Source organism: Pseudomonas sp. LBUM1649 (assembly GCF_059716155.1).
The window spans coordinates 5112299-5127093 of sequence record NZ_CP166807.1; the positions used below are offsets into that span (position 1 = coordinate 5112299).

15 protein-coding genes are annotated in these 14795 nt (G+C 53.3%); 4 read left to right on the forward strand and 11 right to left on the reverse strand.

Annotation, left to right across the window (positions count from 1 at the left end):
- Nucleotides 1-253 precede the first annotated feature (253 nt).
- Both ACA058_RS23575 and ACA058_RS23580 read right to left on the reverse strand, forming a co-directional pair.
- A complete protein-coding gene (locus ACA058_RS23575) occupies nucleotides 254-493 on the reverse strand; it encodes a hypothetical protein (protein WP_497636135.1) in 240 nt (79 codons plus the stop codon).
- Nucleotides 494-1013: 520 nt separating this feature from the next.
- A complete protein-coding gene (locus ACA058_RS23580; protein WP_497636136.1) occupies nucleotides 1014-1577 on the reverse strand; it encodes a hypothetical protein in 564 nt (187 codons plus the stop codon).
- Between the two features lie 325 nt (nucleotides 1578-1902).
- Between ACA058_RS23580 and ACA058_RS23585 the strand changes: the two genes are divergently transcribed.
- Entirely contained in the window at nucleotides 1903-2325 is a 423-nt protein-coding gene (locus ACA058_RS23585) for a type II toxin-antitoxin system CcdA family antitoxin (protein ID WP_497636137.1), read from the forward strand.
- Nucleotides 2326-2397: 72 nt separating this feature from the next.
- On the opposite strand, the gene ACA058_RS23590 is transcribed toward ACA058_RS23585, so the two are convergent.
- The 8 genes from ACA058_RS23590 to ACA058_RS23625 all read right to left on the reverse strand — a co-directional run bounded on the left by ACA058_RS23590 (nucleotide 2398) and on the right by ACA058_RS23625 (nucleotide 10749).
- Nucleotides 2398-2871, reverse strand: a complete 474-nt coding sequence (locus ACA058_RS23590; RefSeq protein WP_497636138.1) for a hypothetical protein — start codon at nucleotides 2869-2871, stop codon at nucleotides 2398-2400.
- Between the two features lie 45 nt (nucleotides 2872-2916).
- The gene (locus tag ACA058_RS23595) at nucleotides 2917-4197 is read right to left on the reverse strand and encodes a DUF5623 domain-containing protein (RefSeq protein WP_497636139.1); all 1281 of its coding nucleotides are present in this window, start codon (nucleotides 4195-4197) and stop codon (nucleotides 2917-2919) included.
- Nucleotides 4198-4708: 511 nt separating this feature from the next.
- Nucleotides 4709-5209: a KilA-N domain-containing protein gene (locus tag ACA058_RS23600; RefSeq protein ID WP_497636140.1), complete on the reverse strand. Its 501-nt coding sequence runs from the start codon at nucleotides 5207-5209 to the stop codon at nucleotides 4709-4711.
- A gap of 270 nt (nucleotides 5210-5479) precedes the next feature.
- A protein-coding gene (locus ACA058_RS23605; protein WP_497636141.1) for an IS3 family transposase occupies nucleotides 5480-6699 on the reverse strand; the annotation gives its coding sequence in 2 pieces (ribosomal slippage) (nucleotides 5480-6354 and nucleotides 6354-6699; 1221 coding nt in all).
- A gap of 90 nt (nucleotides 6700-6789) precedes the next feature.
- On the reverse strand, nucleotides 6790-7782 hold the full coding sequence (locus tag ACA058_RS23610) for a hypothetical protein (RefSeq protein WP_497636142.1): 993 nt from the start codon (nucleotides 7780-7782) through the stop codon (nucleotides 6790-6792).
- A 155-nt stretch (nucleotides 7783-7937) separates the two neighbouring features.
- Nucleotides 7938-8273 (reverse strand): ubiquitination-like system serine protease family protein, encoded by a 336-nt coding sequence (locus tag ACA058_RS23615; protein ID WP_497636143.1) that lies wholly within the window; start codon nucleotides 8271-8273, stop codon nucleotides 7938-7940.
- On the reverse strand, nucleotides 8273-9667 hold the full coding sequence (locus ACA058_RS23620) for a ThiF family adenylyltransferase (RefSeq protein ID WP_497636144.1): 1395 nt from the start codon (nucleotides 9665-9667) through the stop codon (nucleotides 8273-8275). The genes ACA058_RS23615 and ACA058_RS23620 overlap by 1 nt, the downstream gene beginning before the upstream one ends.
- On the reverse strand, nucleotides 9664-10749 hold the full coding sequence (locus ACA058_RS23625) for a multiubiquitin domain-containing protein (RefSeq protein WP_497636145.1): 1086 nt from the start codon (nucleotides 10747-10749) through the stop codon (nucleotides 9664-9666). The genes ACA058_RS23620 and ACA058_RS23625 overlap by 4 nt, the downstream gene beginning before the upstream one ends.
- A gap of 504 nt (nucleotides 10750-11253) precedes the next feature.
- Here ACA058_RS23625 and ACA058_RS23630 point away from each other — a divergent pair.
- From ACA058_RS23630 to ACA058_RS23640, 3 genes are all read left to right on the forward strand, one after another.
- Nucleotides 11254-11574: a helix-turn-helix domain-containing protein gene (locus ACA058_RS23630; RefSeq protein WP_160042032.1), complete on the forward strand. Its 321-nt coding sequence runs from the start codon at nucleotides 11254-11256 to the stop codon at nucleotides 11572-11574.
- A 2-nt stretch (nucleotides 11575-11576) separates the two neighbouring features.
- Nucleotides 11577-12461 (forward strand): ImmA/IrrE family metallo-endopeptidase, encoded by an 885-nt coding sequence (locus tag ACA058_RS23635; protein WP_497636146.1) that lies wholly within the window; start codon nucleotides 11577-11579, stop codon nucleotides 12459-12461.
- A 443-nt stretch (nucleotides 12462-12904) separates the two neighbouring features.
- The gene (locus ACA058_RS23640; RefSeq protein ID WP_497636147.1) at nucleotides 12905-13552 is read left to right on the forward strand and encodes a hypothetical protein; all 648 of its coding nucleotides are present in this window, start codon (nucleotides 12905-12907) and stop codon (nucleotides 13550-13552) included.
- Between the two features lie 47 nt (nucleotides 13553-13599).
- Here ACA058_RS23640 and ACA058_RS23645 read toward each other — a convergent pair whose 3' ends face one another.
- Nucleotides 13600-14301, reverse strand: coding sequence for an RES family NAD+ phosphorylase (locus ACA058_RS23645; RefSeq protein ID WP_497636148.1), 702 nt, complete (start codon nucleotides 14299-14301; stop codon nucleotides 13600-13602).
- Between the last annotated feature and the right edge of the window lie 494 nt (nucleotides 14302-14795).

Genomic DNA, 14795 nt, shown 5'->3' on the forward strand with positions numbered 1-14795 from the left:
CTATGAAATTAGCTCGACGACAGAGTATCGCCCGAAAGCAGATGCCTCGTAACCTAATCAACATAGCAGGACGCCATCTATCTGCAGTCACGGTGTCCCCGGTGATCATCGCAGCACAGCGCGTGTCGCTGAAGGCACTGGCGCTGCTGCAGTCCTGAATTTGATTTGAAGGTGATCTGAGGCGAAGCGCATTGGTGAACTATCAGTTCTGTGGAGAGCCCTGCTAGATACAGGGCTGCCACGCCACGAGGTTTTAGCGAGGATGTTGCGGTCTATCCATTACCGCGTTGTCTGTTTCTTCACGTACCCGGTCAGGATCCAGTCCGGTATCGTCATCGTCAAGAGGACGCTCACCTTCGTTGTCAGGAAGCTCTTCGACTCCCTCTTCCCTCACGGGGTCAACGTCAGTGCGCCCGGGGCTCAAGGGGTCGGGCGATGTCGGCATTGGATCGTCTTGCCCCATCCCGCCTTGCTGCTTGGGATCGTTGTTCATACACACCTCTCAGTGCTCTCAATATTGGGAGCATGCAGCTTCGAGATGCTTCAAATTTCGACCGTTCGATTTATCGTTTTACCGGCCGTCGACGTTCATGGCCGTTTTTGTTTGATTGGCATCTGAGGATGAAAGTCGCCTCTTCGCGTAAGCGGCTAGCCCTAAGATTTCTGGCTGCTGCGGCCCAGCTCATTTGGGCTCAGACGAATATCGGGAGTTTTATCTCTCACCCTGTGGCAAGAGCTGGATCAACGGGCGAACCGAATATTGAGGGTTTCATCTCTCGACCCGGTAGCCATTAGCGGCTCCGTGGCCGTTGAGGCCAGCGACAGCTGACCGCAAACGAATATCGGAGGATTTATCTCTCGGCCCTCATCGAGGGTCACTGGCGCGAGAAGCAACGTTAGGCTTGAAAGCGCAAATGTAGGTTTGGAAAGATTTTCGGTGAAAACCAGGCCGGTAAACCTGGCTCGATAGTGCGGGGTAAAAACTGAAGCTAGTCCTGTCCCTTGTTGATTAATTATGCTCTAGGCTTTGTTGCCAAAAACACCGCAGTCCAAAGCTGTTCCGCCAACCACTGCGCTTCACTTCGGCTGATACTCCAGCCAACCCATCCAAAACATAGCATAACGTATTGGCCATCCAATCTGATCTGAAAGTCGTAGATAGGCTCTTCACCATCCCTAAATTCCACCATCGGGTCGGGATCGAGCAGGGCTCCTGCAATTATGAAATCTCTACCCGTCCTCAAAACTTGGAGCAAATCAGATGTTTCCAGTGATGCAATCGGGCCATGGCGCTCAGTGAGAGCAGCCCAATGATCATGAGCACTCTGGATATTAGACTTATCCGGTTTTGAGTGATTGTGATCAACCGAGTTGAGTACTGCTTTGATTAGACCGGACGCGATCTCATAAGCTTGGTGTAGGGTGAAGCATGCTTTGAAGTCGTGAAGAGTTACACGTATGAGTCGAGATGGGGTGAGTTTGACTGTCGCACGATAATGCTCGTCTGTGCCCGGAAAACTGAAAATTTCAGAGGACTTGAAGTTGAGGCGGGATTTCAAACGATCGTTTTCGCTCATAGCACTCTCGAAAAATTGGCTTACTAAATCCAATCGGCGCGACGCCTCCGAACCTTTAACAGGTTCCAAAAATTTTATTGAGCACGTCAACCTGAGAGATGAATCGAAATTGACCAAGATCTCCTAAGACTGAACCAAAAACTAATGCCGATGTGCCATTAGCAGAAAGCAATCGCTTCTTCGCGTAAGCGGCTAGCCGTGGGGGCTGAAAAGTTACAATCAGGAACGATCTTACTGGCCATATAAAATGGGGTGCTTGCTTAAGGGTAAGCTTGGGTATCGCGGTTGAGAGGACAAAGCCATTCAAACTCAGGAAGAATTTCAATTGGAGCAGGCTCTGGCCGAGACACTGAGGAGGAAGCAATGCGAGCAATGGCTGACAGAGAACAGAGAAGCAATAAATGTCCACAACGAACACGTTGATCTCACCAAGTCTTCAGCGATGACGTACGGAGCTTCTGATGCCGATCTCTCACACCTGAGCGACGGATTGGTGAATGCTAGCCCACCCGCATCGCCCTTCTCATCTGTACGCCTCGAATCGCCTTCCCTCGCACATCCTTGGAGGAACAGCATAGGCGGACACTTCGTGTCCGTAGCAGCGACATACTCACGGGATAGACTACAGCGCCGTCGACAACGCAAGTCCCAGCTGCGAGCCCTTTCCCGAACCGAGGCCAGGTGGACGAATCGAGCAAGGATCCCTAACCGGCCCAACTCCTTGTTCCCGCGCAAGCGGCTAGGCTGATGAAGGTAAGCCCGGCTGATCATTCCTTTCGTCAGCCAGCCTAGAGGGCTCACCTACTACGGTGAGCCTATCTCAATCTCGGACTGTCCGACGCCTCACCACCGTCCCTTTCAAAATCCTGTTATTAATTTTCTTTTTCCAAGAAATTTGATCAGGAGACAACTTTCGCTTATTCATGGTGCGTTTCAAGAACAAGTATTCGTTCTCACCGAACAGGTAACCCTTTTCCCAAGAGTACTCGATTAAATCTGCGTTTGCATTCGCGCTCGGATTAAGCGTAATTTTCCGCAAGCCGGCAAACAGATTGCCCGTCTCGATTTGCAGGAAACGGTTGATACACACGTTGCCTACGTAAGTTTTGTTACCATTCCTAGAGTTTATAATATAGCAGTGCTCTTTAATATCCTTCCCGCACGGACACTGATCAAACTCCTCACTAACCTCAACAGCGTGAAGCTTCCATTCAAGCCTAGCCCGATCGAACTCCGAGGCTACTGACAACTGCAATATATGGGCCTTTAAACGCTCAAAATTATGACCTTCCAACCCTGGCCTCCGAAATTAAAAACAATAAAAGCTCTTAGCCTGAGTTTACGACTTAGCGATATGCTGACGTGCCAAATCCAGCTTTCTGAAATGATCTCTCAAAGGTTTAGAGTCCAGATACGTGCCCGCCATGATCGAACGGAGACGATCGAGCGCTTCAAGCACCTCAATGCGGTTTTGGTAGCAAGGGATATCGTAGCCGCCGTAGTAGGCATCTGGATCAAAGTCTGGATGGCGTTCGCCCTTGTATTCGGCATCCATCCAGTTTTCCAGCTCAGCATGGAGCTCCGAGAGCTGCTTGCGGGCAGTGAAAGGCATAGCTGTTGCGTACAAACGCTTAAGTATCCATCCCATTTCGTTATGGTCAGCGATGCTCATTTGCTGAGCTGGTCGCCAGTAGGAACCCCATCCTTCCTTGCGACGGTATTCGATCGCGTTTTTACTGGATCCGTACGTGGTACCAGGACGAGGATTTCGCTTCTTACCAGACTGCGCTCGTGCAGGGCTCACGAACTGGCTGCTGAAGTTTTCTGACTGGAAAGCCCAAGTACTAGCCTCACCTGCACTGAGATGCTCCACCGTGGCGACGACACGGTTTATGAGATCGACGTCGTGCCCCAATAAATGCGGCATCGCATAACCAGGGTTGTACAAACCTTCCCAGCTAGGCCTTGCCAGCTTGAAGCCATTTTCGTTAGACCAGTCGTTGCGCCTAGCTTGATACTCAGGCGCAAGTACATGCCCATAGGGCTCATCAAGCATCAGCCATGCGCCGGTATCGGCACACACCCAACGAGAGATATGATCTGAAGAAGGGAGCTCGCCTGCCCTCTCCATGGCTGACCACTGAACCTTCGTTGTTGCAGGCTGGAGCCGTGCAGCTTCCATGAATTGAAGAGAAAGAGCTGCACGAGTCAGCAACCCCTTTGCTTTCTCCAAGCTGTCGACAGTGCTCCTCATTTCGACATGATCCGACGACTCAACGAAGAACCCTTGTAGATTTTGAGCAAAGTGACATTGATGCTTGCCTAGGAAGTCTGTCAGCGGCCTCCGGAGCTTAATCTCAAAAACTTCAAGCCCAGTTGATCGTGGCTTTGTCGAAGAGTCACGCCAATACGCCGAGAGGTAAATGCTGTGCAGTGAAGGAGCACTCAGCCCGGCCTGCAGCACTCTGCGTGCGTGATGATAGCTTTCGTAGCCGGACTGCTTTGCAGACAGATCCAAAGCGACAAGGTAGGCGATTTCAGCGTTCAGGCCATTGATGCGCTTGGCCTTACGTTTGATACCGGAAAGGGTAGACGGACGAACGTCGGGAATGGTGCTCATGTTGGTTTCTCCGCCCCTAATGCAACGCCACCCGCCTACGCCGCTGCAGGGCCTCGAAATAACATGGCCTTGAGCATAAGAGAACCAACAGGTAGTGCCGTTTCCAGCTTTCAAAGACGGGTGTGATGCGCCTACCCTGCGCGGACATAAATCTAGCAAACCGGTTAACGAAAGCGCAAGCCCTCTCTACCCTGGTACCGGCGACCCTGTAGCAATGATGCGGCATTTCAATCTCTACCAAAAGGCTGGCTACCTTACAGAACCCAGCGATCCGGTACCTCGATGACGCCGGGATTCGAATGAGCCAGGGTTAGTACAAGTCCCGCCGTATTGGCCGCCTCTGAGCGCGGGATGTAGAAGCCCTCCGCTTCTGGAGGAGGCTTACGGCGCAACGTATCAGTGAGACCTCAGCCCGAAGCGCCAGGCGACCGGAAATAACCGCTGCAGGTCTCGATTTAGCTGACTCCAAAAACGACGAAGCCCGCACTAGGCGGGCTTTCGTTCGTCTTTTTCAGTTGGGATTATTAAGCCCCAATGTAAGCTGCAATTGATCCTTCAGATGGGCCACATGATATTCGAGCCCTCGTTTCTTCAAACGCCATTCCATCAGCCCCCTTCCGTGCTTGCTCGCCTCATGCCGACTCTCATCCAACACCTTGCACGCAGCGTCGAAACGCTTTTTCACTGAAAAGGTGCCACGCAAAATCCTATCGATGGTCAAGTCGCACCAGCGAGAGAGCTTACGATCAATCTCCCTAACAAAATCGATCGCCACCTTCGGGTGCAGCCAAATGCCACCCGCCCGACCTCCACTGATCTGGATGAGCTCCTGAGGCCCTTCGGCACCTAGTGCCGTAGCAACATCAGCCAGATACTCCTGTGTCTCACGGGATCTCAACCAGCCGTCTACTGAAGCAGAATAAAGCTCCGCGACGTGGCTAGCGTTCAACCAGCCGCTCGAGCTGAAAACGATGGTCTTATTTTGATAATCAATCTGGATCGAATTTTTCATATCAGGGCCTCCGCCCATTTTCTATAGACGTGCGTAAGCCTCACGAACGAGTGCTCGCGATTCTTCAGCCATTAGGCACGTAAATTAAGGGACACAAACTGCCGCTGGATGCGGCGATAGGAGAAAACCAAGACATAAAAAAACCGGCCAAAAAGCCGGTCTATATGTCTTTATGATGCAATTACCACATCATAGGGTTTATATTGATTTAACTGCACATTTTGCGCAAGCCCTGGACTTGCCCCTACAAAACCGGACACCAACTCCCCGTTAAATGGATGCCACTGCCAAGCGCCTGAACTCCCTCGGTGAGCGATAGTTCAAGGCGCTGTGCGGATGCTGCTCGTTGTAGTGTTCGAAGGCAATGGCCAGGTTACGCAGCGCCGTTTCTCGATCTGGCTTGGGCATGTGCGCCACGTAGTCCCGCTTGATCGTCTTCACGAAGCTCTCGGCCATGCCGTTGCTCTGCGGGCTGCGTACCGGGGTGGTCACCGGCTGCAAACCGATCTGTCGAGCAAACAGGCGCGTCTGTTCGGCGGTGTACGCCGAGCCGTTGTCGCTTAGCCATTGCACCGGCGTGGTGGGCAGTTGATCACCAAAGCGCTTCTCCACGCTTTCCAGCATCAAGTCGCGGATATCATCGCCACTGTACCCGGTCGGGCTGGCGACCCAGCCGATGGCTTCGCGATCACAACAGTCCAGGGCGAAGGTCACGCTCAGTTTGGCGCCGTCCTCGCAACGGAACTCAAAGCCGTCCGAGCACCAACGCGTATCGCTGGTTTCCACGGCAATACGTCCCTCGTGCCGACGCGGCACACCGGGCTGTTTGATCCGGCGCTCAAGCAGAAGGTTGTGATCACGCATGACCCGGTAAACCCGCTTCACGTTGATCGCGGGCAGCAACTGGGTTTCACGGGCGCGACGCAGTAATCCCCAGACACGACGGTAGCCATAGCTGGGCAGTTCGCTGACCTGTTGCTGGATTTGAACTACCAACTCAGCATCGTTCACGGGCCTGCTTCGCCGTACTTTGGGCGATACCGATTGCTTGATTCGAACCGTTAATTGCGAGCGCGCCACACCGAGACATTCGCTGACCAGCTTCACTGGTCGTCCCCCGGCAACAAGGGTGAGTGCGCAATCCATTTTCGCGACCGGGCAATCTCCACGGCCTCTTTGAGGATTTCTGCTTCCATCGTTTTCTTGCCCAACATCCGTTGCAGTTCACGGATCTGCTTGAGCGCATCGCTCAGCTCGGAGGCTGGCACCACCGCTTCGCCAGCACTGACCGCCGACAGGCTGCCGTCCTGGTAAAGCTTGCGCCACAGGAACAACTGGTTGGCATTGATGCCGTTACGCCGAGCCACCACCGAAACGCTTTGTCCTGGCTCAAGGCTCTCGCGAACCATGGCCAGCTTTTGCTCTGGGCTCCAACGGCGCCGCCGCTCCTGGCCCAAAAGCTCCCCACTCTTATCGTTGCTGTTAGTCATAAACATAACCGTTTGCCTATCCCTTATCGTAAGGGGGAAACGGTGTCCTGTCTTTCATGGGGCTCGTTCAAGCCCCTCGTGAGACTATTTCTACTCAGAGGATTTGGTCATCCATCGGAGGCAGGAATGGCAGACGCGAAGGCTTGACCCCGCCGAGTCCTTAGTAAGCTCAGATTGGTCTCTGGTTGTGGGCCGGCGACAGGTTCTGCAGCTCATTGCCCTACCTCGACTTGAGCGAGTGACGAGATTGCCAGGCTCGCAGTTGAGGTAATTGCCATCTTGCATGACCACCTTTTTACCTGGAGTGCGGCCTCCCTCAGCAATCAACTCAGCAAGGGGGAGATGACTACCGTCTGTCTCGCCTGCATAGCTGATCCTGATTCTGGCTCGATGACCTCTTTCAGCGAACAGGCTTTCCACAATCTGCTCAAGCCAGTGCTGATGAGAGCCTTCAGCCCCATATTCCCTGGCCAGGTTCTCTTTCTCCGACGGCTTCATGCTGCTGAATAGTGTTGCTGGTAATTGCGAGCGGATCGGCGTGAGGCCAGATAAGCTGATCTCGATGGTAATGCCGAGCCTATCTCGAGGGGTCTCTCCTCGAGATAGCGCGAGCCACTGCTTAGGCTTCTTATACCCGTCGGAGCTCAGTTCTGATCTCCTGTCCAGGTAGATCCAGGTATCCTCGTATGGGAAATACCCATACAGCATGAGCTCAAGCAGACGTGTCGTGGGAGGCGCAATATATTCAAGGCCGTGGTAGATCCCCCGCCGACTGAAATGATAGGCATGATGAAGTCGCCGCTTCGTCTCGGTCGGGGCTAGAAACTGGCTCGCGGGCGGGCATTTAAAAATCTCGTCCAGGTGGCCGATGAACTGGGCCTCTGCCTCCATGCAGTCCAAGCGATGACCTTCAATCCCGAACAACTGCCACCATCGAACCGAGGCCTCATACTCCATCCGCTCCCGCAGCTTGATCGCCAGTTCGCGATCTAAATACTGCTCCTCCTCAGCCGTGAGGTTTCTAGCATCTTTGGCCTTGGCACGCAGCCACGCCCTCATTCTTTCCCAGTCACTGTAAATCACGAACACCTGACCTTAGCGAGCATCTGAGCCGGTGATGCTGCTGGATTCCGACTCAGAACGAAAGATCCAAGGGGCAGATGTGAAGAAATCCTCCTCTCCGGCGAGTCCTCGTATGTGCGAAACACAGACCCAAGCGCCAGTGCTCCGCTTCGCCTTCACACCCAGATGACTCTGCCCTCTCGCAGCCAGAAATGTGACTTACAGCCATTTTTTAGCCACACGGATGGATGCAGCGTTGGTCGTCCCAGGGGATCGATACTGCATGTCCACCTTGGCGTCATATCCGGCGGCAGTGAAAGCTCAATCGTCCGACCACAACCACATGGACATTTGAACCCAACGCACCAGTCCTCCGCGCCATCCTTAACAAGAATTAGAGATCGAAAAGGCAGTTGGCTTGGCAGGACATCGCCTTGCACGACCTGCAATTTCCTAGCGGGGAGCAGGCCGTCTAACCAGCAGTAAACAGCTTTCTTTAAGACCTTGAGCATCACACATCACCTGCCAAGTCGGCGATCCCGAGAAGCGGCTCAACGGCGCCGAGCGCAAGCCCTGGATCCAGGGTCTTCGGAAAGTCATTTTCTGCGGTGAACTCCTGCTCAGCCTCTCTGAACTTGATTAAGGTTCGCGCGTAGTTGCTGTTTGGCTCTTCACGCATCGGAAATGCTCTGGCCAAAAACTCCATCACGCATGAGGATGCTGCCAGCATGTTCAGGGAAATCACAGCGGGAGCTTCCTCATGGAACCCTCGAATGTACCCATGCTGAATCTGCTGCTGATAGGCCTCAGGATTCGCAGCCAGAAGACTCTCGGCACGAAGCGATTCACCGGTGTAGACCTCACGATCAGCGAGAGATGATCCACCAGGCTGCACGTAATCTATGCGGCCATAAACTCCCGCGATCATCACTCCCGACTCATCTTTCATCGTAGGAATGAGCACGCCAACATCAAAGAGCGGGATGAGAAAACGGCTAGCGATTCGATCAGCGATCATCCTGGCGTATCGCGTGTCCACACAGCAGAAGAGAATATCCGCATCAGCTGCCGCTAATACTGCCTCGCGAGTCCCGATCGATTTTGCAATCGGGCGGGCCACTCCTTTACCCCGCACACGCTCGATGGAGCTCGCGAACATTTCCACCTTGGATGCCGAGAAGGTCGCGTCCTCCAGGGTGCTGTTCAAAATCCGATTGAGGTTTCTCTCCTCAACGCGGTCATGGTCAATCAAGATGATCTCGCCAAAGCCCAAACGGGTAACTTGCTCAGCCACAACTGAGCCAGTGCCAGAGACCCCGATGACAGCCACGCTCAGCTTCGCCAACGCTTGGGTCATTTCAGAAGTGAATGCCATCGGCGCTCCAGATCTACCGTCCAGGACTACATGGCCTTCGACTCCGTCGAAATACAACCTTATGTCGTCACCGATTACTGAGACCAGCCGCACATTGGTAGGGTATTGCGAATCATCGTACGTGCGAGCCACCACCCTGCCGTCCGGGATCATGACAGCTGTGCCATGGATCACTTCCACTCCAGCGTACAGCGATCGCATGGTGATCTGGTCGCTCTCATCATCCAGATCTGAGAAACCCAAGAAACCGCCTGGATGAGAATGGACGAGCACGACTGAGGACTGAGCTTCCTCACTCTGAGCTATAGCAAGATCAAGGTACTCGCCAGGCCAATTCAAAAAATCCTTCTGCCTGACACACGCTCCATGGGGAACCGGGATCACAGATTTCGCGAGCAACTTGGTGCGCTCACCTTCGTGTCGCGTGCAGATGAGGATGGCCGCTGCCTCTAAACCGTCCCCCGGGAACAGATGTTCCCGGAGTGCGGAGTGCAGGGCTTCGGTCATTACGAGCGTCGCCCCAGCTTTCATTGACCAACCTCCTTGTGAAGGCAGCCTTCGACCAGAGCCAGTTGAGAAATGACGTTATCGGCATGCGGATTCCACGGAACAGTTGTCCGGTGGCGTGACCACCCCTGGAAGCCCAAACCGTCGATTTGAGCCGTCAATTGCACGTTGGGAGGGAGCACACCTGTGGCCAGTGACACATGTGGGTACAAGTAGAAGCTATCCAACGGCTCGACCGGGTAACCTGCCAGGACTTGAATCGCCAGCTGAACATACTGGTGGTTGTAGCCCGCCGGCAGTTCATAGTTGTGGATCACCAAATAGCGCAGGCCATCTGTCCCGATGCAGGTTTCCCAGCGCAAGCCAAGCTGGTCAAGGTATGCCGTGTCAGCTGGAAGCAAGTTGAAAACACGACGGGGCGCCGTTGCGACCTCACCGTTCCCAACATCCTTAGGAGTAAAGCGCAGCTTCTCAATGCCCGGAGCGCTGAGGTCAACGATCGCGTCCATGCTGGGCAGTTCGGAATGGTGCCCTGCAGCCGTGAGGGTAATCTTCCAATGCTGGGAGACATCCAGCCCAGCGCGCAAAGCGGCTTCACGAACAGTGACCTGTGGCTTGCCGAACTCCAAGGTACGACCTTGGATCTTGAGCTTCCAGATCGCCTTGCGAATGACAAAGCGCTCAATGCCCTCCTCACCCAGATTGATAACGTCAGCGTCTGCGATTTCGCGATCGACTTCTTCTTCCAGCTGCTGCACCAGGCGCATGTTCTCAGCAATCTGTGCCAGCTTCCGGACTGTGTGGCCATTGATGATCTTGCATGGCCATTCATAACGCTGGCCATCGACCGCGAAGAAGTAGGAGCGGTCAGATTCGACCACGATGAAGCGGCGCGACGTTGCCGCCAAATCCACAAGCTCGTCCGGACGAATATCTTCGAATGCACCGGATGGAAGTGCCTGGAGAATCGTAGGCATCTGATCAGGGAGATAGCCACCGGCACGGGCAATCTGTGTACCGATCGGCGTCTCGTCGTTGATGGGAACCGGCTTGAATTCAAGATCCAAACCAGCGATGAAAATGTGACTTTGAGTAAATTCGTTCATAAGTATCTCCACACGCTCTTATTTAGGCGTGAACAGGTGCCCTAACGGGCTTCTTAAGTGCGTCAGAGCAGCGAGCAGTCTTGACTACCCGATGGCGCATGAAGATACTGAATCTGTGCTTGCATTCTTCATGCACTCGCTGGGGCGCAATTGCAGTTGCGTTTTCCCAGCACCTCCAACTCGTTGATCGGTCAATTTCTTTCTTCGCTAGTTCATCCTTTCCCCCTTGTATTCCCCTTCCGTCGTAGCGTCTCCGCTCATCCGGACGTTAGGCCTATTCTCATTGTCATACGGCCAAGCTGATCGATGAGTACCTCAGCCAGCGTGGTCGTAGAGCCCATTCCAGCAATATTGCCAATCTCTACATACCTTCTCACCGAACGCTGGCATATCAGACTACCGAACGACGACCTCACTGTGCGCCTGATCCGACCACCCTGTCAACAGGGTTTTTTCCGTTCGGTACAGTGGTACACTCACAGAACGAATTAGGAGGTGTTTACAGTGGCATCAAGCCTTGGAATGAAAATCGGCGCCAGAAGGCGAGAGCTCGGCATATCTCTGGAGCGCCTGGCGGAGCTAACAGACTCCAGCAAGAGCTACCTGTGGGAGCTCGAGAACCGAGACAAACCTAATCCGTCAATGGACAAGGTGAACAAGATTGCGCTCGCGTTGAATCTCGCGCCTGAAACACTGCTCGGAAGCGCTACAGAAACTTCTCAAGATGTGGAAACTGACAGCGCTTTCTTTAGGAAATATCAAGCGCTTGACGAAGGTGACAAGAAGCGCCTTCGAAAAATCGTGGACGATTGGTGGGAAGACTGACGATGCAAAAGAACCCGAAGAATGAAGCAAACAAAATCACGAAGGTTCTACGTACTGCTGGATTCGACCAGTTTCCAATAAACGTTAGGGAGGTTGCGCTCGAGTACTCGAAAGCTGTGTGCCCTGAAGCACCTATTTCGGCTATCAAGCCGGTACCTATCCCTAGCTTTGAAGGCATGCTCAAAAAAAGCCCCAAGGGCGATAAATGGATCATTGGGGTCAATGAGGATGTGGCTTCATCGGGGCGGATAAATTTCACGATCGCTCATGAATTCGCTCACTACATGCTCCACCGCGACCTTCAGCAGGACTTCCAATGCGCCCCCAAAGACATGCACACCTGGGATGCACTTGGAAAGAAAATTGAAGCAGAGGCAGACGTATTCGCCTCCTACCTACTCATGCCCGCTGATGACTTCCGAAGCCAAGTCTCCGGTCATGAGCTTTCTATAGATTTGCTCAGGCACTGTGCGGATCGGTATGACGTGTCTCTCACTGCTGCAGCCCTCAAATGGCGGGAAATTGCCCCCGGGCGAGTAGTCGTACTTGCCGCAAAGGATGGTTTCCTCGATTGGTCATCTTCGAATGATCGGGCATTCAAAAGCGGAGCCTACTTAGCCACCTCGAAGCAGTCCATCGAGGTGCCTGCGGCATCGGTGCTCACACGCTCTTTTCGTTCAGCATCGGGAGATAAGGCGCGAGTTGATGCGCGAGCTTGGTTCCCGAAAGAGCCCGAAGGGCTGGAAATCACAGAACACGCATTTGTGGTGGAAGGTGATGGGTACAACTACACCCTGGGAATCTTGACGCTGCCCGAGCGGGATCGCGAAGAGGATGACAAGGAAGATTTACTGGCCCCTCTTACGGGCATGCCTACATTTCGCTGAGCGGTGCCAGCTAAAGCTTGGGACGTACGATGACAAAGCACTGGCGAGTCGCAGTCTCCCATACAGCACCAATAAGATCTTACCCCTGCGGGTTTGCCCATGAGATAGCGCATAGCTGAAGCCATTCCCAGGTCGAAAATCCCGATGGACAAATCGCCACGGCGACAGACATCCGGGGATGTGTATCCCACAGCAGCTCATGAGGCAACGGTGCCATGCAGTTGCTGCCTCAAGCATCATCAGGTTCGGCATCTCAGCCCCCATCCCTACCCTTCCAAGAAGATCAATCATCATCCCCCAATCCACCTACGATTAAGTCGGCTCGGGCGTGGTTTTCCCAGACGCTCCCGGCTCCGTCCGTCGCCTGACCAGTAAATTATGTTTGACGATTTTTTATATGAATTGTTATAGTAAATCGTCAATCAAGAACGCTGAGGTGCTTTATGGACTCGCACAATTCAATTCATGCAATAGTCGATACCCTGGCTGCCACCCTGGAAAAGGTTCCAGATGTAGCAGGTGGATCGGTGCGCGTGCTGAAGCTCCTAACCAATGTGTTCCAGCAGTGGTCTGAGGAAAAAACCAAGGAAAATCTCGGATCCTTGACTGATGCAGAGCTTCTACAAAAGCTTGCGGCCAGCGGATCTATTGCCGGGGCCCTGAGTACTCGGGAGACCCGAAAGCAAGCTCGACGCGTAGCCGCAAAGATTGAGTTCTTCGAACGACTCAAAGAGTTTGGCGGTGTACTGAAAAGTCAGGCTGTAGCGAGCGCCTTGGGTACGACGAGGCAAACCATTAATAACCACGTGAAGAAGGGTACTTTAATCGCGATCCAGGAAGGAAACGATTACCTCTACCCTGCATTCCAATTTGTGGGGGACGTGAAGTTGCCTCACCTCGAAGAAATTTTGGGTCTGATGAAAAAAAATGTCAGCGCCGAGGCTCAGTGTACATTTTTCCTAAACCCTATTGCCTTCGGTGATGGGCAGGTAGAGTTACCGTATGTAGTACTAAAAGACGGAGCTAATGAGGAACAGTTGAGTGCTATCAAGCGTGAAGCTGCTCTTTTCATGAGCTCAACTCCTGCTTAAAAAACAGCGCACCCAAAGGTGGGGCGCTGTGTGAAAGGTAGCGGAGCTTAAGAGCCAAGCACCTTATAGCCGAGGATTTCGGTCATGATTTCCTCTGCATCAATGCTGTCTTCTTCAAAGCCTTCCGGAAGTTCTCCTTTGTACTCGAACTCCGAAAGCTTCGTCATCTTAACGGTCTTAACCGTTGTGGCCTCACCTGGTGCCGTCCACAGTGCATAACAACTGTGGCCGTCCGGGTGATGCCGTGACTCGTAAGCGATACCATCGAAAGGGTTGCCTGGCAACCTGGCCACCGCTGCCACAATTTCTTGCGTAAGCGTATAGTCAGGGCCGGTCACTTCGTCCACCGTCCGGTTCATTTTGGACAGACATAGCCTCAGATTCAGCAGCTTCAAATCTCGGGTCGTCTCAACTACACACATATCCCTCGTTTCGAGATCTGTGGCGTTGATTACGATACCCAGCCCTCTCGACTCCTTGGGCCGAAGCCTTCCGAACGTCTCGGCCAGCGCTCCGCTAGGGTGTTCAGCCCCATACCAGATCCCGATTTCTTTTTTGGGATCGTTAAACCTACCCAGTTCTTCAGGCTTTTGAGGGCATCCGTAGTACTCAGCATTCTCATGCCCGGAATCCTGAGCCCTGTAGGAAGTTGAGCCGCCCGGGAGCAGTTTTACGCTCAGCTTACCTCCAGAGTGCAGCTTTTGAACCAGTTGCTCGGTTTGTTTAATATCGTCGTCGCCTGTAGCCATTAATCACCTCGTTAAAGAAAAGTAGTGTCATAAGTTCACCATTCAAAGGTTTCTTACGAAAAGGACGCTGGAAATCCAGCGGCGTCGACTCATGCCGAGCGCTCGCGGATTCTACCCTTCCATTTCAAGTAGTGGGCATTACTATTTGGCTGCCATCGCCCAGAGGGAAGTTGGCTTCCTATAGATGACTCTTCCCCTTCCGATAATGTTTTCTCGCTCCTCCCAACTACCACGTGATGATCTGGCGCGTGCATTTGCTTTCGGCTTACCCGCCAGTTCAGAGCCGTCTTCTCGATCACCACACTGAGTTTCTTGCGCAGCGTTCAGGGATCCGTTTTGGAAAGATTCCAAGCGGTCTTGCTACCCATCCCCTCCAGGAACTGCAGGCGATCACGCCCTATTCAGATCGTTGTTCGATAGCACCACGATAGGTGTCTTGGCCAGGTCAATCGGAATACGCGCTCGCAGCTCGCATAGAAGCAATTGTTCGATGA

Bases quoted from the DNA above. Each gene is read 5' to 3' on its own strand.
- ACA058_RS23620 (WP_497636144.1), bottom strand. From the start codon at position 9,667: ATGAAAGCTGGGGCGACGCTCGTAATGACCGAAGCCCTGCACTCCGCA.
- ACA058_RS23625 (WP_497636145.1), bottom strand. From the start codon at position 10,749: ATGAACGAATTTACTCAAAGTCACATTTTCATCGCTGGTTTGGATCTT.
- ACA058_RS23595 (WP_497636139.1), bottom strand. From the start codon at position 4,197: ATGAGCACCATTCCCGACGTTCGTCCGTCTACCCTTTCCGGTATCAAA.
- ACA058_RS23635 (WP_497636146.1), top strand. From the start codon at position 11,577: ATGCAAAAGAACCCGAAGAATGAAGCAAACAAAATCACGAAGGTTCTA.
- ACA058_RS23575 (WP_497636135.1), bottom strand. From the start codon at position 493: ATGAACAACGATCCCAAGCAGCAAGGCGGGATGGGGCAAGACGATCCA.
- ACA058_RS23640 (WP_497636147.1), top strand. From the start codon at position 12,905: ATGGACTCGCACAATTCAATTCATGCAATAGTCGATACCCTGGCTGCC.
- ACA058_RS23580 (WP_497636136.1), bottom strand. From the start codon at position 1,577: ATGAGCGAAAACGATCGTTTGAAATCCCGCCTCAACTTCAAGTCCTCT.
- ACA058_RS23600 (WP_497636140.1), bottom strand. From the start codon at position 5,209: ATGAAAAATTCGATCCAGATTGATTATCAAAATAAGACCATCGTTTTC.
- ACA058_RS23645 (WP_497636148.1), bottom strand. From the start codon at position 14,301: ATGGCTACAGGCGACGACGATATTAAACAAACCGAGCAACTGGTTCAA.
- ACA058_RS23615 (WP_497636143.1), bottom strand. From the start codon at position 8,273: ATGCTCAAGGTCTTAAAGAAAGCTGTTTACTGCTGGTTAGACGGCCTG.